The 19,310-nt window shown below is 73.1% G+C and carries 17 protein-coding genes; 3 read left to right on the forward strand and 14 right to left on the reverse strand.

Translation table 11 applies throughout. From position 1 onward, the window contains the following. Window positions 1–3: 3 nt before the first annotated feature. Window positions 4–1,287, reverse strand: coding sequence for an AI-2E family transporter (locus ACZ67M_RS11485; protein WP_385798991.1), 1,284 nt, complete (start codon window positions 1,285–1,287; stop codon window positions 4–6). Between the two features lie 90 nt (window positions 1,288–1,377). After that, window positions 1,378–1,572 carry a DUF3046 domain-containing protein gene (locus tag ACZ67M_RS11490; RefSeq protein ID WP_122618534.1) on the reverse strand — a complete coding sequence of 65 codons (195 nt, stop codon included), beginning with the start codon at window positions 1,570–1,572 and terminating at the stop codon, window positions 1,378–1,380. Between the two features lie 81 nt (window positions 1,573–1,653). Here ACZ67M_RS11490 and ACZ67M_RS11495 point away from each other — a divergent pair, with 81 nt between their 5' ends. Beyond that, window positions 1,654–2,619 (forward strand): hypothetical protein, encoded by a 966-nt coding sequence (locus ACZ67M_RS11495; RefSeq protein ID WP_392012762.1) that lies wholly within the window; start codon window positions 1,654–1,656, stop codon window positions 2,617–2,619. A gap of 6 nt (window positions 2,620–2,625) precedes the next feature. On the opposite strand, the gene ACZ67M_RS11500 is transcribed toward ACZ67M_RS11495, so the two are convergent. Genes ACZ67M_RS11500 through ACZ67M_RS11510 form a run of 3 tightly spaced genes read right to left on the reverse strand, consistent with a single transcriptional unit; the run spans window position 2,626 to window position 4,558 of the window. Continuing rightward, window positions 2,626–2,934 carry an AzlD domain-containing protein gene (locus ACZ67M_RS11500; protein WP_361367999.1) on the reverse strand — a complete coding sequence of 103 codons (309 nt, stop codon included), beginning with the start codon at window positions 2,932–2,934 and terminating at the stop codon, window positions 2,626–2,628. Beyond that, entirely contained in the window at window positions 2,931–3,695 is a 765-nt protein-coding gene (locus ACZ67M_RS11505; RefSeq protein ID WP_392012765.1) for an AzlC family ABC transporter permease, read from the reverse strand. Before ACZ67M_RS11505 ends, ACZ67M_RS11500 begins: the two co-directional genes overlap by 4 nt. After that, window positions 3,692–4,558 (reverse strand): AraC family transcriptional regulator, encoded by an 867-nt coding sequence (locus tag ACZ67M_RS11510; protein WP_469850663.1) that lies wholly within the window; start codon window positions 4,556–4,558, stop codon window positions 3,692–3,694. Before ACZ67M_RS11510 ends, ACZ67M_RS11505 begins: the two co-directional genes overlap by 4 nt. A 151-nt stretch (window positions 4,559–4,709) precedes the next feature. Here ACZ67M_RS11510 and ACZ67M_RS11515 point away from each other — a divergent pair, with 151 nt between their 5' ends. Together ACZ67M_RS11515 and ACZ67M_RS11520 are read left to right on the forward strand one after the other, a co-directional pair. Then, window positions 4,710–9,746 (forward strand): ATP-dependent helicase, encoded by a 5,037-nt coding sequence (locus ACZ67M_RS11515; RefSeq protein ID WP_469850665.1) that lies wholly within the window; start codon window positions 4,710–4,712, stop codon window positions 9,744–9,746. 18 nt (window positions 9,747–9,764) lie between these two features. Further along, window positions 9,765–10,637, forward strand: coding sequence for an Fpg/Nei family DNA glycosylase (locus ACZ67M_RS11520; RefSeq protein WP_392012773.1), 873 nt, complete (start codon window positions 9,765–9,767; stop codon window positions 10,635–10,637). On the opposite strand, the gene ACZ67M_RS11525 is transcribed toward ACZ67M_RS11520, so the two are convergent. From ACZ67M_RS11525 to ACZ67M_RS11565, 9 genes are all read right to left on the reverse strand, one after another. Next, complete coding sequence (locus ACZ67M_RS11525; protein WP_361367984.1) at window positions 10,567–11,052, reverse strand: SRPBCC family protein; 486 nt, start codon at window positions 11,050–11,052, stop codon at window positions 10,567–10,569. The genes ACZ67M_RS11520 and ACZ67M_RS11525 overlap by 71 nt on opposite strands. A 48-nt stretch (window positions 11,053–11,100) precedes the next feature. Beyond that, window positions 11,101–11,400 carry a hypothetical protein gene (locus ACZ67M_RS11530; protein WP_392012776.1) on the reverse strand — a complete coding sequence of 100 codons (300 nt, stop codon included), beginning with the start codon at window positions 11,398–11,400 and terminating at the stop codon, window positions 11,101–11,103. Between the two features lie 6 nt (window positions 11,401–11,406). Beyond that, entirely contained in the window at window positions 11,407–11,877 is a 471-nt protein-coding gene (locus tag ACZ67M_RS11535; RefSeq protein ID WP_469850710.1) for a Dps family protein, read from the reverse strand. A 170-nt stretch (window positions 11,878–12,047) separates the two neighbouring features. Continuing rightward, window positions 12,048–12,428: a helix-turn-helix domain-containing protein gene (locus tag ACZ67M_RS11540; RefSeq protein ID WP_007387871.1), complete on the reverse strand. Its 381-nt coding sequence runs from the start codon at window positions 12,426–12,428 to the stop codon at window positions 12,048–12,050. A 109-nt stretch (window positions 12,429–12,537) separates the two neighbouring features. Beyond that, complete coding sequence (locus tag ACZ67M_RS11545) at window positions 12,538–13,083, reverse strand: CinA family protein (protein ID WP_469850667.1); 546 nt, start codon at window positions 13,081–13,083, stop codon at window positions 12,538–12,540. Next, window positions 13,080–13,853: a CDP-diacylglycerol--glycerol-3-phosphate 3-phosphatidyltransferase gene (gene pgsA / locus ACZ67M_RS11550; protein ID WP_469850668.1), complete on the reverse strand. Its 774-nt coding sequence runs from the start codon at window positions 13,851–13,853 to the stop codon at window positions 13,080–13,082. Before pgsA ends, ACZ67M_RS11545 begins: the two co-directional genes overlap by 4 nt. Then, the gene (rimO, locus tag ACZ67M_RS11555; RefSeq protein WP_469850670.1) at window positions 13,850–15,331 is read right to left on the reverse strand and encodes a 30S ribosomal protein S12 methylthiotransferase RimO; all 1,482 of its coding nucleotides are present in this window, start codon (window positions 15,329–15,331) and stop codon (window positions 13,850–13,852) included. Before rimO ends, pgsA begins: the two co-directional genes overlap by 4 nt. 91 nt (window positions 15,332–15,422) lie before the next feature. Beyond that, the gene (locus tag ACZ67M_RS11560; protein WP_385799011.1) at window positions 15,423–16,286 is read right to left on the reverse strand and encodes a helix-turn-helix domain-containing protein; all 864 of its coding nucleotides are present in this window, start codon (window positions 16,284–16,286) and stop codon (window positions 15,423–15,425) included. A gap of 261 nt (window positions 16,287–16,547) precedes the next feature. Continuing rightward, window positions 16,548–19,295, reverse strand: coding sequence for a DNA translocase FtsK (locus ACZ67M_RS11565; protein ID WP_469850673.1), 2,748 nt, complete (start codon window positions 19,293–19,295; stop codon window positions 16,548–16,550). Between the last annotated feature and the right edge of the window lie 15 nt (window positions 19,296–19,310).

A 19,310-nucleotide genomic window follows, 5' to 3' on the forward strand; every position in this document is an offset into this window, starting at 1 on the left:
CGCTCAGGCGGAGGGGCCGCTGCCGGTCCCTTCCGGTCCGGGACGTCCCAGTTCCCGCCGCCGCGTCCACAGCTTGCGCATGCGCGTGAGGCCACCGGGCCCGGACGGACGGTTCCGGCGCCCGTGGACGCGGGGGTCGTCGGTGACGTCGTAGCGCTTGACGTACGCGCCGAGGAACGCCTGGAGCGTGGCGATCGCCGGGATGGCGATCAGTGCGCCGACGGCGCCGAGCAGCGCGGTGCCCGCGACGACCGAGCCGAACGCGACCGCCGGGTGGATGTCCACGGTCTTGGAGGTCAGCTTCGGCTGCAGCACGTAGTTCTCGAACTGCTGGTAGATCACCACGAAGATCAGGACCCACAGCGCGTACCAGGGGTTGACCGTGAAGGCGATCAGCATGGGCAGCGCGCCCGCGAGATAGGTGCCGATGGTGGGGATGAACTGCGACACCAGGCCCACCCAGACGGCGAGCGCGGGGGCGTAGGGCACCTCCAGGATCTCCAGCAGGACGTAGTGCGCCACACCGGAGATCAGCGCCATCAGGCCGCGCGAGTACAGGTACCCGCCGGTCTTGTCCACGGCGATCTCCCACGCGCGCAGGACCTCGGCCTGCCGGGCGGGCGGCAGGACGGAGCAGAGCCCGCGGCGCAGCCGGGGGCCGTCGGCGGCGAAGTAGAACGAGAAGAGCAGGACCGTCAGCAACTGGAAGAGCCCGCCCAGGACCTGGGTCGACACGTCCAGGACACCCGTGGCGCTGTTCTGCACGTAGTTGCGCAGCCAGTCGGAGCGGAGCAGCCCCTCCTGGATGTCGACCCGCCGCAGCTCGGTGTGGAAGTGGCCGTTGACCCAGCTGATCACCGAGTCGAGGTACTCCGGGAAGTCCTCGACCATCTTGACGATCTGGCCCGCGAGCATGGACCCGAGCAGCGTGACGAACCCGGCGGCGGCGACCAGCACGGCGAGGAAGACGAGGAAGGTGGCGAACCCCCGGCGCAGGCCGCGCCCGGCCATCCAGCTCACCGCGGGTTCGATGGCGAGCGCCAGGAAGAACGCGATGAGGATGTTGATCAGCAGGCCGGTGAGCTGGTGGAAGGCCCAGCTGCCGAGCTGGAAGGCGGCGATCAGCGCGAGGGCCAGCACCATGGCGCGCGGCAGCCAGCGCGGCATGCGGGAGCCCGGACCCGCGGGCCCCGCGGCGCCGTCGGCCGGAGGGCCGGAGGGCGGCGTCGGGCCGGGCGGGGGAGCGTGCTGCCGGGGCGTCTGCCCGGCCTCGTCAGTCGATGCCACGGAGCAAGTCTCGCCCACGCCACGCACCCCGGATGACCGTCCGGTGGTCTTCCGTGCCCCGGACGACCGTCCGGTGGTCTTCGCGCACCGTCACCGCTGTTCCCGCGGCACGTCCATGACGGTGCAGACCACCCGCCACACCTCCTTGGCGTCCCAGCCCGCGTCCAGCGCCCCGTTCACCGTGCGCCCGCCCAGCTCCGCCATCACGTGATCGCGCGCGAAGGTGTCGGCGTACCCCGGACCGAAGTGATCCGCCATCCGCTCCCAGAAGACCGTCAACCGCATGACACCAGTATCCCGCCCCTGAGAGTGGGCCCTGAGCCGGGACGGGGTACGGGGACCGCTTTCCGGCCTACGGTCTGTGCCATGGCCGAATCCGGAGCTTCCGCACTCACCCCGACCTCGCGCACGCCCGCGCACGCGCCCCCGCCGCGCTCGTCGCTCGCCCGCGCGGAGCAGTTCGTCTGGCTCACGGCGCGCGTGCTTGAGCAGCGCCTCTTCGCGTACCACTTCCGCGGTGGCGACGCCGGTCCGGTGGAGACCGCGCTGGACGCCTACCGCAACGAGGACGGCGGGTACGGCCACGGGCTGGAGCCCGACCTGCGCGGCCCCGTCAGCCGCCCGCCGCACACCGCGCGTGCGCTGCGTGTCCTGGACGCGCTCGGACGCTGCGGCGGACAGCGCGTGGAGCGGATGTGCCGCTATCTGACCTCCGCGTCCACGCCGGACGGCGCCCTGCCCGCGGCTCCGCCCGAAGGGGACGGGTATCCGGCCGCGCCCTCCGGGCCGGTCGTGGACCGCCCTCCGGGCGAGCTGCTCGCCACCGGCCCGGTGGTCGGCCTGCTGCACCGCAACGAGGTCTGGCACGCCTGGCTGTTCCGCGCCACGGACTTCTGCTGGCGGGCGGCCGAGTCGCTTCAGACCCCTCGCCCGTACGAGGTCGAGGCCGCCGTGGCCTTCCTGGACACCGTCCCCGACCGCCCGCGCGCGGAGGCGGCGGCGGGCCGGCTGGGCCGCCTGGTGCGCGATCAGCGGCTCGCCGTGCTGGACCCGGACGGTCTCGGCGCGCACCCGGTCTCCCCCGGCCGCACCCCGCGCGAGCACCACTTCCCGCACGACTACGCGAGGCACCCGCACTCCCTCGCGCGCGCGTGGTTCACGGACGCCGAGATGACCCGCTCCCTCGACTTCCTCGCGGCGGAGCAGGAGGACGACGGCGGCTGGCCCCTCCGCCGGCCCCGCCGGGCGCCCGCCCCGGCGCTCGAGGCGCGCCCCGCGGAGACGCTGGAGGCCTTGCGCACGCTCCGCGCGTACGGCCGTGCCCTCAACTGACCCCGGTCAGCCGCCCAGGGCCCGTACGCCCGCGGTGACCACCACGGCGGCCGCGACCACGACGAGGAACGGCGCACGCAGCACCAGTGCCACCGCGGCCGCGGCGACTCCCGCGGCCCGTGCGTCCAGGACGAGCGTCTGGCCGTCGGCGAAGGTCTGCTGGGCGGTGAGCGCCGCGAGGAGGGCGACGGGCAGCAGGGCGGCGAGTTTGCGGACCAGTGGCCGCTCCAGGGCTCCGGCGGGCACGAGCAGTCCGGCGAGCTTGACGACGTAGCAGCCCACCGCGGTCCCGATGATCGCGATCCAGACGTTCACCGCTCTCCCTCCGCCGCGGACGCCTCGCGGTCGTCGCGGTTCTCGACAGCCCCTCCCGCGCGGCGTCCGCGCGCCCACAGGACGAGCGGTGCGGCCAGCGCGGCCACCAGGACGGGCACACCGGCCGGCAGCACCGGCAGCAGGCCGAGGCCCAGGAGTACGGCCAGGGCCGCGACGGTGCGCTCGGTGGTGCTCTTCAGCATCGGCGCGAGCAACGCCAGGAAGACCGCGGGTCCGGCCGCGTCGAGCCCCCACGCGGCGGTGTCCCCGATGGCCTCCGCGCCCAGCGCGCCGAGCAGCGTGGTGAGGTTCCACAGCAGGTAGAGGGTGAGCCCGGTGACCGTGAACCCGATCCGTACACCGCGCCGCGTGGGCTGGGCCAGGGCCACGGCGGTCGTCTCGTCGATGACCCATTGCGCCGCGAACGGCCGCACCGCGCGCGGGAGGGCCAGCAACTGGGAGAGACGCAGCCCGTAGAAGGCGTTGCGCACGCCCAGGAAGAAGGCGCCCGCCGCCGCCGTGAGCGGGTTGCCGCCGGCCGCGAGCGCCCCGACGAGCGCGAACTGGGACGCTCCGGTGAACACGAGAAGGCTGAGCGCGCAGGTCTGGGCCAGGGTCAGTCCGCTGCCGGCCGAGGTCACCCCGAAGGCGAACCCGGACAGTCCGACGGCGACGCCGACTCCGAGGGCGTCCCGTACGACGGCGGCGTCGGGCTTGCCCTCGACGGCTCCGGTCCCGGGAAGGGCTGTCTGTTCTGTCACGCCTCGGACGCTAGGAGCAGACGGCGCCGCGCGTCTTGTACGTTCTTGCGCTCCCGCTGGTAGGCGCCGGGCGGCACGCCCACGATCCGCGCGAAGTGCCGGTTCAGGTGCGGCTGGTCGGTGAACCCCACGGCGACGGCGGCCTCGGCCGGTGAGGTACCGGCGTCGAGCAGCCGCCGCGCGCGGCGCACCCGGGCGTCCGTCAGCCAGGTGTGGGGCGGCATGCCATAGGCGTCCCTGAAGGCCCGCAGCAGTGCGAACGGGCTGGTGCCCAGCTCCCCGGCGAGCCGCTCCAGGCTCGGCGGTTCGGCCATCCGCTCCTCCAGCGCGGCACGCGCGCGTGCCGCGACCCCGCCCCCGGCCGTCGGCACCTCCCGGCGGGGCAGCGGCCCGCCGTTCAGCCTCAGCAGCCGCGTCACGGCGACTCTGAGCAGGGTGTCGGCGGCGAGCGCGTTCCCCTCGTCGGCGGCCCGCAGCACGCGGTGCACCAGCTCGACGGCGTACGGGTCGTCGAGGACCGGCCGGACGAACCCGGGCGTCCCGCGCAGCGTCGTCGTCTCCGCCGCGATCCCGGCCACCAGTTCCGGCGCCGGGTAGACCGCGCCGTACCGCCACCCCTCCGGCACCCCGGCCCGGCCCGTGTGCGGCGTGTCCGGGTTGACCAGGGCCAGTGACCCCGCCCCGGCGTACTGGTCGCCTCCGCCGTGGTGGAAGACCTCCACTCCGTCGGCTATGGCCGCGATGACGAAGTGCTCGTGCGTGTGGCGTACGAAGGTCTTCCGTATGTACTGGGCCCGCAGCAGGTCGACGTCGGGGAGCTCCGCGTACTGCCAGTGCCGTGCCCGCTCGCCCTTTCCCGCCATGCTCCCATTCTCCGTCACCGGGCCGCGGCCTCCACCGACGGCCCCGCACCGGCCCGCCGTCCCGGCCGCTCCGCCCCGCCGTCCGGGCCCGTCCACGCGGCCCTCCGCCCGGCTCGGGCCGATTGTCAGTGGCGGGGTGCACGATGGATCCATGGTCAGCTCCGCGCACCGAGCCCTGGACGGCTTCTCCCCCGCGACCCGCGGTTGGTTCACGGGTGCCTTCTCCGCGCCCACCGCCGCACAGGCGGGGGCGTGGCAGGCGATCTCCGCGGGCTCGGACGTCCTGGTGGTCGCCCCCACCGGCTCCGGCAAGACGCTGGCCGCGTTCCTCGCCGCCCTGGACCAGCTCGCCTCGACGCCCCCGCCCGCCGACCCCAAGAAGCGCTGTCGCGTCCTGTACGTCTCCCCGCTCAAGGCGCTGGCCGTCGACGTCGAGCGCAATCTCCGCAGTCCGCTGACCGGCATCCGCCAGGAGTCCGTCCGCCTCGGCCTGCCCGAGCCCGAGATCAAGGTCGGCATCCGCTCGGGCGACACCCCGGCCGCCGAGCGCCGCGCCCTGTCCACCCGGCCGCCGGACATCCTGATCACCACCCCGGAGTCCCTGTTCCTGATGCTGACGTCGGCCACGCGCGAGGCGCTGACCGGCATCGAGACGGTGATCCTGGACGAGGTGCACGCGGTCGCGGGGACCAAGCGCGGCGCGCACCTGGCGCTCACCCTGGAGCGGCTGGACGAGCTGCTCCCGAAACCGGCCCGCCGCATCGGTCTGTCGGCGACGGTCCGCCCCGTGGACGAGGTAGCCCGGTTCCTCGCCCCGCGCGGCCGGGTGGAGATCGTCCAGCCGGACTCGGGCAAGGAGTTCGACCTTTCCGTCGTCGTCCCGGTCGAGGACCTGGGCGAGCTGGGCGGCTCATCGGTCGCGGACAAGGAAGAGGGCGCCGAGCGGCCGTCGATCTGGCCGCACGTCGAGGAGCGGATCACCGACCTGGTCCAGTCGCACCGCTCCACGATCGTCTTCGCGAACTCCCGGCGCCTCGCCGAGCGCCTGTGCAACAGACTCAACGAGATCGCGTACGAGCGCGCGACCGGCGAGCCCCTGGACGAGCACCACTCCCCCGCCGAGCTGATGGGCGGCTCGGGAGCCGCCCAGGGTGCCCCGGCCGTCATCGCCCGCGCCCACCACGGCTCGGTCTCCAAGGAGCAGCGCGCGCTCGTCGAGGAGGACCTCAAGGCCGGCCGGCTGCCCGCCGTGGTGGCCACCTCCAGTCTGGAGCTGGGCATCGACATGGGCGCGGTCGACCTCGTCGTCCAGGTCGAGTCGCCGCCCTCCGTCGCCTCCGGACTCCAGCGCGTCGGCCGCGCGGGACACCAGGTCGGCGCGGTCTCCACCGGCGTGGTCTTCCCCAAGTACCGCGGCGACCTCGTGCAGTCGGCCGTGGTGACCGAGCGGATGCGCAGCGGCGAGATCGAGGCCCTCAGGATCCCGGCCAATCCGCTGGACGTCCTCGCCCAGCAGCTCGTCGCGATGACCGCGCTCGACACCTGGCAGGTCGACGACCTCCTCACCACCGTCCGCCGGGCCGCCCCGTTCGCCTCGCTCCCGGAGTCGGCGTTCACCGCCGTCCTGGACATGCTCGCGGGCCGCTATCCCTCCGACGCCTTCGCCGAGCTGCGCCCGCGCGTGGTGTGGGACCGGGTCGCCGGCACGGTCACCGGCCGTCCGGGCGCGCAGCGCCTCGCCGTCACGTCCGGGGGCACGATTCCCGACCGCGGGCTCTTCGGGGTGTTCCTGGCGGGCGCCGACCCCAAGAAGGGCGGCGGCCGGGTCGGCGAGCTGGACGAGGAGATGGTCTACGAGTCCCGCGTGGGCGACGTCTTCACGCTCGGCACCAGTTCCTGGCGGATCGAGGACATCACGCGCGACCGGGTGCTGGTCTCGCCGGCCCCGGGCGTCCCGGGCAGGCTGCCGTTCTGGAAGGGCGACCAGCTGGGCCGCCCGCTGGAGCTGGGACGCGCGCTGGGCGCCTTCCTGCGCGAGGTCGGCTCCCTCTCCAAGGAGGACGCGCGGCTGCGCCTGGTCACCGCCGGCCTGGACGCCTGGGCCGCGGACAACGTCCTCGCCTACCTCGACGAACAGCGCGAGGCCTGCGGTCACGTCCCCGACGACCGCACCATCGTCGTGGAGCGTTTCCGCGACGAGCTGGGCGACTGGCGCGTCGTGGTGCACTCCCCCTTCGGCGCCCAGGTGCACGCCCCCTGGGCCCTCGCCCTCGGCGCCCGCCTGACCGAGCGGTACGGCATGGACGCCCAGGTGATGCACGCCGACGACGGCATCGTCCTGCGCCTGCCGGACGCCGACCTGATGAGCCTGGACCTCCTCGACCAGGAGCCTTCGAAGCCGGGCCTGGAGTACGACGCGGAGCAGGCACCCGTGGGCGCGGCCGACGTCGTCTTCGACAAGGGCGAGGTCGACCGGGTCGTCACCGACCAGGTGGGCGGCTCGGCGCTGTTCGCCTCCCGCTTCCGCGAGTGCGCCGCCCGCGCGCTGCTGCTGCCGCGCCGCAGCCCCGGCAGGCGGACCCCGCTGTGGCAGCAGCGCCAGCGCGCCGCGCAACTGCTGGAAGTGGCGAGCGAGTACGGCTCGTTCCCGATCGTCCTGGAAGCGGTCCGCGAGTGCCTCCAGGACGTCTTCGACGTACCCGGCCTGGTCGAGCTGATGGGCGACCTGGAAGCCCGCAAGGTGCGCCTGGTCGAGGTCACCACCCCGGAGGCGTCCCCGTTCGCCCGGTCCCTGCTCTTCGGTTACGTCGCCCAGTTCCTGTACGAGGGCGACTCACCCCTCGCCGAGCGCCGGGCCGCGGCGCTCTCGCTGGACTCGCGGCTGCTGGCCGAGCTGCTCGGCCAGGCGGAGCTGCGGGAGCTGCTCGACGCGGAGGTACTCACCGAGCTGGAGCGCGAGCTCCAGTGGCTGACCGAGGACCGGCGCGTCAAGGACGCGGAGGGCGTCGCGGACCTGCTGCGGCTGCTCGGGCCGCTCACCGACGCCGAGCTGGCCGAGCGGGGCGCCGAGCCGCAGTGGGCGCCGGAGCTGGCCGGGGCCCGCCGCGCGATCAGTGTGCGGATCGCGGGCGCCGACCACTGGGCCGCGATCGAGGACGCGGGCCGGCTGCGCGACGCGCTGGGCACGGCGCTGCCCGTCGGGGTGCCCGAGGCCTTCACCGAGCCGGTCAAGGACCCCCTGGGCGACCTCCTCGCGCGGCACGCGCGTACCCACGGCCCGTTCACGTCGGTCACCGCGGCGGCCCGCTTCGGACTGGGCGTGGCGGTCACCGAGGGCGCGCTTCAGCGGCTCGCCGGGGCGGGCCGGGTCGTGCAGGGCGAGTTCCATCCGGCCGGCATCGGCCAGGAGTGGTGCGACGCGACCGTGCTGCGCAGGCTGCGCCGTCGTTCCCTGGCCGCGCTCCGGCACGAGCTGGAGCCGGTGCCGCCGGCCGCGCTCGGGCAGTTCCTGCCCCAGTGGCAGCACATCGGCAAGGGGCACGCGCTGCGCGGCCTCGACGGCCTGGTGCGCGCGGTCGAGCAGTTGCAGGGCGCCTCCGTGCCCGCGTCCGCCCTGGAGAAGCTGGTCCTGCCCTCCCGTGTGGCGGACTACAACCCCGCGATGCTGGACGAGCTGACGGCCGCCGGCGAGGTGGTGTGGGCCGGCGCGGGGTCGCTCCCCGGCAAGGACGGCTGGGTCTCGCTGTACCTGGCGGACGCCGCGCCACTGCTGCTGCCTCCTGCCCATCCGCTGGAGACGACCGCCCTGCACGAGTCCGTGCTGAGCGCCCTCTCGGGCGGGTACGGCCTGTTCTTCCGCCAGATCGGCGACCAGGTCCGCGCTACCACCCATCCGGACGCCACCGATCCGCAGCTCGCCGACGCCCTGTGGGACCTGGCGTGGTCCGGACGGCTGACGAACGACACCCTGGCACCCCTGCGCTCGCTGCTCGGCTCCGGTCGCACCGCGGGCTCCACCGCCCATCGCGCCAAGCGAGCGGTGCCCCGGGGCCGGTACGGCTCGCTGACCACCGCCGCCCGCCCGGCCTCCCGCACCGGTCCGCCGACCGTCGCGGGCCGCTGGTCCCTGCTGCCGGCCCGCGAGGCGGACGGCACCGTGCGTGCCCACGCCCTGGCCCGCACGCTCCTCGACCGGCACGGCGTGGTGACCCGCGGCGCCGTCGCGGCGGAGGGCGTCGAAGGCGGCTTCTCGGCGGTGTACCGGATTCTGGCCGCCTTCGAGGAGAGCGGCCAGGCCCGGCGCGGCTACGTCGTGGAGGGGCTCGGCGCGGCGCAGTTCGCCATGGAGGGCGCCGTGGACCGGCTGCGCGCGGTGGCGAACGCCCGCGAGCGCGGCGACGGCTCACCCGGGCCGACGGCGCCCGCTCCGGCCGACGTCCCGCCCTTCGCCGACTTCCCGGACTTCCCCGACTTCGCCCCCTCCGGCGACCGCGCCTCCGACGGTCGGGGCGAGCCCGGCGCACTCAGCCCCGACGACGATGTCTTCGCGGACCCCGACCGGCTGGGCCGCTCGCCCTCCCGGGGCAACTACATCTCCCCCCGCGACTACGCCGAGCCGGGCGCCGGAGGCCCGCGCGGGGGCGGCGCGCAGCGCGGCTCCGGCGGCCCGCGCGGCCAGTACGGCAACGGCCAGTACGGCAACGGATCGTACGGCGCCGTCCCCTACGGAACGGGCCCGTACGACAACGCCTCGTACGACACCGGCTTCCCCGGCCGTCGCGACCGCCCCGCCCCCGGACCGCGGGCCGTCGTCCTGGCCGCCGCCGATCCGGCGAACGCGTACGGCGCCGCCCTCACCTGGCCCGAGCCACCGGCCGGCGCCACGCACAAGCCCGGCCGCAAGGCGGGCTCCCTGGTGGTGCTCGTCGAGGGCGAACCGGCGCTGTACATGGAACGCGGCGGCAAGACGCTCCTGCTCTGGCCCTCCGAGCCGGACGCCCGGCCCACCGACGACGCGCGTCTGCACGCGGCCGCGGAGGCGCTGGCCGGCGCCGCCCGCGCCGGCTCCCTGGGCACGGTCACGGTGGAGCGGGTCAACGGGGAGGCGGCCCTGACATCGCCCTTCGGCCCGCTCCTGGAGGAGGCGGGGTTCATCGCCACCCCGCGCGGTCTGCGGATCAGAGCGTGAGCCTGCCACCCTTGTCCCATGCCCGAAGGTGACACGGTCTGGCAGGCGGCGCGACGGCTGCACGACGCCCTCGCGGGCAAGGTGCTGACCCGCAGCGACTTCCGCGTGCCCCGGTACGCGCTGGTCGACCTCACCGGCCGTGCGGTCCTCGACGTCACCCCGCGCGGCAAGCACCTGCTCACCCACGTCGAGGGCGGCCTGACGGTCCACTCGCACCTGCGGATGGACGGTGCCTGGAAGATCTTCGCGCCCGGTCAGCGCTGGAGCGGCGGCCCGGCGCACCAGATCCGCGTCATCCTCGGCACCGCCGACCGCACGGCCGTGGGCTACCGCCTGCCGGTGCTGGACATCCTGCGCACCGCCGACGACCAGCGCGCCGTCGGCCATCTCGGCCCCGACCTGCTGGGCCCCGACTGGGACCCCGATCTGGCGATGGCCAACCTGAGCGCGGACCCTGCCCGCCCCCTCGGCGAGGCCCTGCTCGACCAGCGCAATCTCGCGGGTGTGGGCAATGTCTACAAGAGCGAGATCTGCTTCCTGCTGGGCGTCACGCCCTGGCTCCCGGTCGGCGAGCTGCCCGCCGACCGGGCCGGGTACCTGCCCGCGCTGGCGCAGAAGCTCCTGGAGGCCAATCGCGACCGGCCGGTGCGCCGTACGACGGGTCTGCTGCGCGGCCACGACCTCTTCGTGTACGGCCGCGCGTCGCGCCCCTGCCTGCGCTGCGGCACGCCGGTCCGGGTGGCCGACCAGGGCGACGGCTCGAGCGAACGCCCCACGTACTGGTGTCCGGCCTGCCAGAGCGGACCCGCGCCGCGGCGGCTCAGCCGGCGAGGAGACCGTCCATCTGGCCGACCGCCTCCCGCAGCCCCTCCTCCATCCCCATGGTCATGAGCTGGTCCATCTGCTCCCGGGTGTCGAAGACCGCACGCATCTCCATCCGCGTGCCGCCGTCGCGCTCGGTGAGCGTGACCCGGTTCGTGGTCGTCGGCATGGCGGCGTTGGGCACCCCGTCAGCGTCGGCGAACCCGTCGGTGAACTCCAGCGAAGCGGGCGCGTCGACCGTCGCCACCCGCCACCAGCCGCGGTACTTGTCACCCTCCGGGCCGGTCATGAAGTACGCGACGTCTCCGCCCGGGGTCAGGTCGTGCTCCTCGACCGTCGCCGGGTACGTCGGCGGGCCCCACCAGCGCTCCAGCTGCCGGGGGTCGGCCCACAGCTGCCACACGCGCGCCGCGGGAGCGGCGAAGTCGGCGATCAGGGTGAGGGTCAGGTTGTCGAGATCCTTGTCCAGGCTGGTGACACTCATCGGCTCCGTGTCCTTCCGTCGGTTCGGGGTGACCCGCTCACAACCCGCTCACGCCCCACCCGACCCGGCCGCCGTGCCCGGCCCCGCCCCCTCGCCCGGCCCGGACGCCCCAGGCCCACGCACCGCGGTACGCAGCGCCCGCCGCCACCGCCCCGCCTCCAGCGCCCCCGCGGCCCGGCGTCGCGGCGCGCAGTGCACCGGCAGCACGCTCAGCCCCCAGCCGCCGACCGCAACCGCCCCTTCGAACACCCCCGCGCCGGGCTCCAGCGCCAGACGCAGCACGGCCCACCACCACAGCCCGCCGAGGCCCAGCGCGGCCGCCCGGCGAGCAGCCCGCGCCGGCGCCATCGCGCGTCATCCGTTTTCGGCCTGGAACATCCAGTGCTGTTTCTCGAGATCGGCCGTGATCTGGATGAAGATGTCCTGGCTCACCGGATCCGGGTCACCGGTCGACGTGATCCGCTCGCGCATCCGCCCGATCACCGCGCCGAGGGCGTCCACCATGGTCTGCACGGCGGTGGTGTCGTCGACCCAGCCCTCAGGGGTCACGTCGATGCCGCTGCCCACGGCCACCGTCGCGGCCCGTCCGTCCGGGGACACTCCGAGCGCGGAGGCCCTCTCGGCCACGGTGTCGGAGTGGGCGCGCGCGATGCCGACGAGTTCGTCGAGCTGGAGATGTACGGAGCGGAACCGGGGGCCGACCACGTTCCAGTGGATCTGCTTCGCCACCAGACCCAGGTCCACGAGGTCGACGAGGGCGCCCTGCAGCGCCTCGGAGACGATCTTCAGGTCCGCGTCGGACAACGGACTCTTCACGACGTACATCCACACCTCCGGCGGTTCGCCCCCGGCCATCTCCCTCCACGATGACCGCACCGCCACGGACCGGCAACCGGCGGCCGGTCACCCCGGGCACGCGAAAACCCCGGCCGCACCCCTCCGGTCTCCCGGAGAGGCCCCGGCCGGGGTCTCACACGCACATGTTCCGCGGGTGCTCAGGCGGCGACGACGTCCACTGCCTCGGCGGGTGCCTTGATGGTCACCCGTTCCGGTGGCACGCCGGTCACCGAGACGGAACCCAGCATCGGGCGCACCGGTGCCGGCACGGTCTCGCTGGGCGTCGCCGCAGCGGACTGGGCCAGCTCGGCGAGAGCGAGTTCGTCACTCACTTCCCGCATGAGTTCGGACATCCGTACGTCCAGCGCGTCGCAGATGGCGGAGAGCAGCTCGGAAGAAGCCTCCTTCTGCCCCCGCTCCACCTCGGAGAGATAGCCGAGTGAGACTCGGGCGGACGAGGAGACTTCGCGCAGAGTACGGCCCTGGCGTTGGCGCTGCCGACGCAGCACGTCACCCAGCAGGCGACGGAGCAGAATCATCGGTGGCTCCCTCCTCGGACCGTGTAACCGCATCCTTCACGCCCCACCGTACCGCCTCGCGCCGCGGCCGTGCGGGGAGCGATGTCGTGTTCACTCAGGGCTGCAAACATCAAAACCCCCCGTTCCGTTCCGTATCCTGTGCCCGCTCATTCCCAGTCTGTTCGCCCGCAAGCTCCCTCAGAAGGAGTGCGAGTACGCTCCGTACACTCTCCATACGAATTTCCGCACGGTCGCCGTTCAACCGCAGCGCCTCCACTTTTCCGCCACAGGCGGAACCGTCATCGGCTCCCGAAGGCCCGTCGACGGCCACGAAGACCGTCCCCACGGGCTGCCCGTCCTGCGCGTCCGGACCGGCTACGCCGGTCGTGGCGATGCCCCAGTCGGCGCCGAGAATTTTCCGGGCTCCCGCCGCCATCTCGGCCGCGACCTGCGCGTCCACCGCTCCGCGGGACGCGAGCAGTGAGGCGTCGACGCCGAGGATCTCCCGCTTCAGCTGCGTCGCGTAGGCGGTGACCGATCCCCGGAAGGCCTTGGACGCCCCGGCCACCGACGTGATCTCGGACGCCACCATTCCGCCGGTCAAGGACTCGGCGACCGCGAGGGTCTCTCCCCTCACGGTGAGTAGTCGCACCACGTCGGCGGCAGTGGAACTCAAGCTTCCGTTCCCTTCAACGCCGCCCGGCGCTCGGCGATTCCCCGGCGGCGCAGCACAATGGCCTGCTTCACATAGTCCAGCCCGGTCACGACGGTCAGGACGACCGCCGCGGCCATCACCCAGAACCTCAGGGTGGCCAGGGGCCCCGTCAGCGCCAGGACGTACATCCCCACGGCGATGCCCTGGGTGAGCGTCTTGAGCTTGCCGCCGCGGCTGGCCGGGATGACGCCGTACCGGATGACCACGAAACGCAGCACGGTGATCCCGAGTTCCCGGCCGAGGATCACGGCCGTCACCCACCACGGCAGATCGCCGAGCGCGGACAGGCAGATGAGCGCCGCCCCCATGATCGCCTTGTCGGCGATCGGGTCGGCGATCTTCCCGAAGTCGGTGACGAGGTTGTAGGCCCGTGCCAGATGCCCGTCGAAGAGGTCGGTGATCATGGCGATGGCGAAGGCGGCCCAGGCGAAGGAGCGCCAGGCCGGGTCGTAGCCGCCGTTGCCGAGCATCAGCGCGACGAAGGCCGGGACCAGCAGCAGCCGGAGCATCGTCAGGAGGTTGGCGACGTTCCAGACGCTCGCCTGGTTGACGGCCGCGGCCACGACCTTGCCGCCCCGCAGCGCGGCTGTGCCTTCGGTCGCTCCCCGCTCCGAGGTGGCTCCCGGGGCCGTCCGCCCGCCCGGTTCCTGCGTGGCGCCGGAGGAGGCGCGCGGGCCGGTCCTGCGCGCGCCGGAGGGGCCACCCGCCGCGGACGCCGGGACTCCGGTCATCTGCCGGCCTCCTCACTACATTCGGACGAACCCGGCAGCGGTTCGGCCACCAGGTCGACACCCTCCGTACCGACCACCTTCGCGTCGACCATACGACCGACACTCAGGCCTTCGCCGCTCGTGAGGAGCACCTGGCCGTCCGTCTCGGGCGCCTGGTGCTCCGCGCGGCCACGGACACCGTCTCCGTCGTCGGCGGACCCCATGGACTCGACGAGTACCCGCACCGTCGCGCCGACGCGCTCCTCGGCCCGCTGCGAGACGAGTTCCTCGGCCAGGCGGGAGACACGTGCCAACCGCTCGGCGACGACGTCCTCGTCCAGCTTGTTCTCGTAGATGGCCGCCTCGGTGCCCTCCTCGTCGGAGTAGCCGAAGACGCCGATGGCGTCGAGCCGCGCGTGGTTCAGGAAGCGCTCCAGCTCGGCGAGGTCGGCGGCGGACTCGCCGGGGAAGCCCACGATGAAGTTGGAGCGCACGCCCGCCTCGGGGGCCTTGCTCCGGATGGTGTCCAGCAGTTCCAGGAAGCGGTCGGTGTCGCCGAAGCGGCGCATCGCGCGCAGCACGTTCGGCGCGGAGTGCTGGAAGGAGAGGTCGAAGTAGGGCACGACCTTCGGGGTGGAGGTCAGTACGTCGATGAGGCCGGGGCGCATCTCGGCCGGCTGGAGGTAGCTGACGCGCACACGCTCGATGCCGTCGACGTCGGCGAGGTTGGGCAGCAGGGACTCCAGCAGGCGGATGTCGCCGAGGTCCTTGCCGTAGGAGGTGTTGTTCTCGGAGACCAGCATGATCTCCTTGACGCCCTGCTCGGCCAGCCACCGCGTCTCGTTCAGCACGTCGCTCGGGCGGCGGGAGATGAAGGAGCCGCGGAAGGACGGGATGGCGCAGAAGGAGCAGCGCCGGTCGCAGCCGGAGGCGAGCTTCACCGAGGCGACCGGGGAGCCGTCCAGGCGCCGGCGCAGGGGGGCGCGGGGTCCGGAGGCGGGGGCGACGCCCTCGGGGAGATCGGTCGGGCCGTGCCCCGGCAGGGCGACGGCGGCACCGGCCTCCTGGCGCTCGGCGGGGCTGATCGGGAGCAGCTTGCGCCGGTCGCGCGGGGTGTGCGCGGCGTGGATGCCGCCGCCGAGGATGGTCTGGAGCCGGTCGGAGATGTCGGCGTAGTCGTCGAAGCCGAGCACGCCGTCGGCCTCGGGGAGGGCTTCGGCGAGGTCCTTGCCGTACCGCTCGGCCATGCAGCCCACCGCCACGACGGCCTGCGTTCTTCCGTGCCCCTTGAGGTCGTTGGCCTCCAGGAGGGCGTCCACGGAGTCCTTCTTGGCGGCCTCGACGAAGCCGCAGGTGTTCACGACGGCGACGTCCGCTTCCTCGGCGTTCTCGACGAGCTTCCAGCCGTCCGCCTCCAGACGGCCTGCGAGCTCCTCCGAGTCCACCTCGTTACGGGCGCAGCCAAGGGTGACGAGTGCGACGGTACGGCTTTCAGGCATGGGCTCAAGACTACTTCGTCCCGCCGACAGCCCATGTCGACGGGGTTGGCCGTTCCCGGCCAACCCCGTACCGACTCGTTCCCGGGGTCCCCTATCCGACCTGCGGGTCGCCCTTCGTGTAGGTCAGGCGCTCCACGGAGCCCGGCCGGAAGTCGTCCTCGATCTTCTTGCCGTTGACGTACAGCTCAATGACGCCGGCGTCGCCGAGGACGAGGTTGACCTTCTCGTTGTCCTGGAAGGTCTTGGAGTCGCCCTCTTCGAGGAGTCCGTCGAAGAGGAGCCGGCCGTTGTGGTCCTTCGCAGAGATCCAGCTGCGTCCCCCGGGGGCGCTGACCTTGACGGTCACCTTGTCGCGGGGCGCGGCGGCGATGGCGCTGTCGGAGGGTTCCGGCTTGGGTTCGGCCGGCTTCTTCGGTTTGGCGCCGGCCGAGGCGGAGCCGCCGGTCGAGGGCTGGGCGCCCTCGGCGACGCTCGCCTCGTTGCCGCCGTCGTCGCCGCCCTTGACGAACGTGAACCCGACGAAGCCGATCACCGCGACGATCGCGGCGACCATGGCGGCGGTCCAGTTGGGTCCGCGGCGCTCCGGACGGATACGTTCCGCCTCGAAGAGGGGGGCGGCGGGGGTCGGCTCCGGGCGGCCGCCGTGCGCGTCGTCGAACTGCGCGAGCAGCTCGGCCGGGTCGAGCCCGACGGCCTTGGCCAGGGTGCGGATGTGCCCGCGCGCGTAGACGTCGCCGCCGCAGGGCGCGAAGTCGTCCGCCTCGATGGCGTGCACGATGGCGATCCGGACGCGGGTGGCGGTGGTGATGTCGTCGACGGTCAACCCGGCGGCGATCCGCGCCTGCTGGAGGGCACGGCCGACGGAGGGGCGGGTTTCCTCGGAGACGTGTTCAGTAACGTCTGGGGAAACGTCTTCGATCGGACGCTCGTCTTCAGGGGAGTTGCCGTTGGACACGGGGGCGCCTTTCGAGCGTTTAGCCGCCTGTGCTGGACTTCAGTCTAGGGGGGTTGCGAACGGGTCGGGCAACCGGGCGGTACGACCTTTTACGCCATCCGAATGGCCCGGCATCCCGATGGTGGACTACCTGTTGTCACTTCCCTCAAGTTGACGTACGCCATGGGGAAACGGTTGCTCAATGATCCCTAACGGGTGAGTCACGATCGGCCGTCCGGCCGTCCCGGCCCTCCGTCGGCGTAATCCTTGGCCCACGCCTTCCTACCCTTCAGACTCCCCCCGGATCACGGCGAGCACTCCGTCCAGCTCATCAGGCTTCACAAGAACGTCACGAGCCTTTGAGCCTTCGCTCGGTCCGACGATGCTCCGCGACTCCATCAGGTCCATCAGCCGCCCCGCCTTGGCGAAGCCGACGCGCAGCTTGCGCTGGAGCATGGAGGTCGACCCGAACTGGGTGGAGACGACCAGCTCGGCCGCCTGGCACAGCAGGTCGAGGTCGTCGCCGATGTCCTCGTCGATCTCCTTCTTCTGCTTGGTCCCCACGGTGACGTCGTCCCGGAAGACGGGCGCCATCTGCTCCTTGCAGTGCTGGACGACGGCCGCGACCTCCTCCTCGGTCACGAACGCGCCCTGCATACGGGTGGGCTTGTTCGCGCCCATCGGCAGGAAGAGGCCGTCGCCCTTGCCGATCAGCTTCTCGGCGCCGGGCTGGTCGAGGATGACCCGCGAGTCGGCGAGCGAGGAGGTGGCGAAGGCCAGCCGGGAGGGCACGTTGGCCTTGATCAGGCCGGTGACGACGTCCACGGAGGGCCGCTGGGTGGCGAGCACCAGGTGGATGCCGGCCGCCCGGGCGAGCTGCGTGATCCGCACGATCGCGTCCTCGACGTCGCGCGGCGCCACCATCATCAGGTCGGCCAGCTCGTCCACGATCACCAGCAGGTACGGATAGGGCTGGAGTTCGCGCTCGCTGCCCTCGGGCGGCTTGGCCCTGCCCTCGCGCACCGCGCGGTTGAAGTCGTCGATGTGCCGGTAGCCGTAGGCGGCGAGGTCGTCGTAGCGCAGGTCCATCTCGCGGACGACCCACTGGAGGGCCTCGGCGGCGCGCTTGGGGTTGGTGATGATCGGCGTGATCAGGTGCGGGATGCCCTCGTACGCGGTCAGCTCGACGCGCTTGGGGTCGACCAGGATCATGCGGACGTCCTCCGGAGTCGCCCGCATCATGATCGAGGTGATCAGGCAGTTGATGCAGGACGACTTGCCGGAGCCGGTGGCGCCCGCGACGAGCATGTGCGGCATCTTCGCCAGCGAGTGCATGACGTAGCCGCCCTCGACGTCCTTGCCGAAGGCGACCAGCATCGGGTCGTCGTCCTCGGCGGACTCGGCCAGGCGCAGGACGTCGCCGAGGTTGACCATCTCCCGGTCGGTGTTGGGGATCTCGATGCCGACCGCGGACTTGCCGGGGATCGGGCTGATGATCCGCACATCGGGGCTGGCGACGGCGTACGCGATGTTCTTGGTCAGCGCGGTGATCCGCTCGACCTTGACGGCGGGGCCCAGCTCGACCTCGTAGCGAGTCACCGTCGGGCCGCGGGTGAAGCCGGTGACCCGGGCGTCGACCTTGAACTCGGTGAAGACGGTGGTCAGCGAGTCCACTATGGCGTCGTTGGCGGCGCTGCGCGCCTTGCCGGGACCACCGCGCGTGAGGGAGTCCAGGGACGGCAGGGAGTACGTGATGTCGCCGGAGAGCTGGAGCTGCTCGGCGCGCGGCGGCAGGTCGCGCTCCTGCGGCAAAGGCGTCTTGGTGAGGTCGGGGACGGCGCCCGGCGTCGCCGGCTCGGCGGACGTGGCGGGGTCCTTCTTGAGCTTGCCCGGCTGTGGGCGCGCGGCCGGCACGGGCGTCGGAGTCGGCGTGGTCGACTCGCGGTCCCCGGGGCTGACGCCCTGGGTGAGGTCGGCGACCAGCGGCGACGGCGGCATCCCGTGCAGGACGGCGCCGTCGAGCGCGGCGGCGGCGGCCGCGGCGACGTCCACGGCGTCCATCGGCCGGTTCATCTCGGGCTGCGGCACGGCGGACCGGCGGGGCCTGCCGCGGCGCCTGCTCAGCGCCTCCTGCTCGGCCGCGTCCGGGTCGTACGGCTCGGCGGGCGCTCCCCCGCGCCTGCGGGTCCGCTCGGGCAGCGCCTCGCGCCACTGGTCGTCGTACCGCTCGTCGTCGTCGCTGTACGCGTCCGCGTCGGGGTCGTCGACCACGCCGAGCCGCACGCCGAGCTGGCGCAGCCGCTGCGGGATGGCGTTCACCGGTGTGGCGGTGACGACCAGCAGCCCGAAGACGGTGAGCAGCGCGAGCAGCGGCACCGCAAGGACGTCCGTCATCGTGTACGACAGCGGGGTGGCCGCGCCCCAGCCGATGAGGCCGCCGGCGTCCCTTATGGCCTGCATGCCCTCGCCGCGGGCCGGTGAGCCGCACGCGATGTGCACCTGGCCGAGCACGCCGACGACGAGCGCGGACAGGCCGATCACGATCCGTCCGTTGGCCTCGGGCTTCTCGGGGTGCCGGATCAGGCGCACGGCGATGGCGCCGAGCAGGATCGGCACGAGCAGGTCCAGCCGGCCGAAGGCGCCGGTCACCAGGATTTCGACGAGGTCGCCGACGGGGCCCTTGAGGTCGGCCCAGGTGCCCGCGGCGACGATCAGGGCGACGGCGAGCAGCAGCAGCGCGGAGCCGTCCTTGCGGTGGGCGGGGTCGAGGTTCTTGGCGCCCTGCCCTATGCCGCGGAAGACGGCACCGACCCCATGCGCCAGGCCGAGCCAGAGCGCGCGCACCAAGCGGTAGACACCGCTGGTGGGGCTCGGGGCCGGTTTGGGCGCGGGCTTCTTCGCGACGGCCTTCTTGGCGGGCGCCTTCTTCGGGGGTGCCTTCTTGGCAGCGGCCTTCTTGACCGGCCCCTTCGCGGGAGCGGCCGCCTTCTTCGCGGGCTGCTTCTTGGCTGCGGAGGGACGTGAGGCCATAGGTGTGAGGTTACC

It is taken from the genome of Streptomyces sp. NPDC107500 (assembly GCF_055582785.1).